This is a genomic window from Aliivibrio sp. S10_S31, assembly GCF_014694495.1.
Taxonomy (GTDB): domain Bacteria; phylum Pseudomonadota; class Gammaproteobacteria; order Enterobacterales; family Vibrionaceae; genus Aliivibrio; species Aliivibrio fischeri.
Window position 1 is genome coordinate 1 of sequence record NZ_JAAUWR010000070.1, and the last position, 1,319, is coordinate 1,319.

A 1,319-nucleotide genomic window follows, 5' to 3' on the forward strand; every position below is an offset into this window, starting at 1 on the left:
TGAATTACAATTAACTGCAGAATTTCACCTTCCTGAATCTATGGATTCATTTCGGAAAAATATTCCTATTGAGTGGATTTCAGAAGCCGTTAACCAAACTGGTCGCGCCGCTATCAGAAAGCGCAGATTTCCTGCTGAACAAGCTGTTTGGTTAGTGCTTGGAATTGGCTTAATGCGTAACCGCTCCATTAGCGATGTTTGTGATAAATTAGAATTAGCCTTCCCTGATGCTAAAGGGGAGCTCCCTCCCTTGGCCACAAGTAGTATCGTAAAAGCTAGACAGCGTATTGGTTATGAACCATTACGTTACCTATTTCATACCACTGCGAGTAAATGGGAGACAGAAGAATCGCCTGATTTAGTTTGTGGACTTAAACTCATGAGCGTTGACGGGACTCAATTTAAAACCCCTGAAACTAAGGATAACCAAAAGCTAGGCTACGCGACAGGTAAGGCTACATTTCCTTCAGTTCTTGCTGTTACCCTCATGTCTACACGCACCCACCTTATTTCAGATGCTGCTTTTGGACCAATAACCAATAGTGAAATATCTTATGCACAACAATTAGTTGGCTCCGCTCCAAATAATTCATTAACTCTTTTTGACCGTGGTTTTATGTCCGCTGAACTTTTTGAATCATGGCGTAATGCAGGAAAAAATACTCATTGGTTAACTCCAATAAAAAGTAAATTTAAGTACGACGTTTTAGAAGAGTTTTCAGACTACGATAAACTGATTAAAATGCCAGTTTCGCCTGATGCAAAACAGAAATATCCTCACCTCGGAGATAGCTGGCAAGCTCGTTTAGTTTTAATACCTGAGCCGAAAGGAGAGATCAAAGGGTTTATTACTTCATTAGAGTGTCCTGTGACTTATCCATTGAAAGATATTGTTGAAATTTACTGGGAACGATGGGAAATAGAACAAGGTTATGGTGAATTAAAACAAGGTCAACTTAACAATCAAGCAGTGCTTAGAAGCTTGAAAATAGAAGGAATATATCAAGAGTTATGGGGGATTTTGATTTCTTATAACCTCGTTCGTCTAGAAATGAAAAGAATGGCCGATTTTCATAAAATGGAACCATTAAGAATAAGCTTTATTAATGCGTTAAGGCTAATCCAAGATGAGTTCCTGTGGTGTTCAGGGCGAACACCAGGAACAGTGCCCAAGAAGCTGAAAAATCTACGAGAAAGCGGAAAGCGTCTAATCCTGCCAAAGAAAAGAAAGCGAAAACCATTTCCGCGACAAGTGCTTTATAAAGCACCGCGCTACCCTTATAAAAAAAGAGCCACTAGCTGTTAAGCGAGCGGCATTA

General features: G+C 39.9%; 1 protein-coding gene. It reads left to right on the plus strand.

Annotated features, from left to right (window positions below):
- Positions 1 to 1,306: IS4 family transposase (locus tag HC728_RS19570; RefSeq protein ID WP_238933840.1), on the plus strand; the 1,306-nt coding region annotated here is incomplete at its 5' end.
- Positions 1,307 to 1,319: the final 13 nt, after the last annotated feature.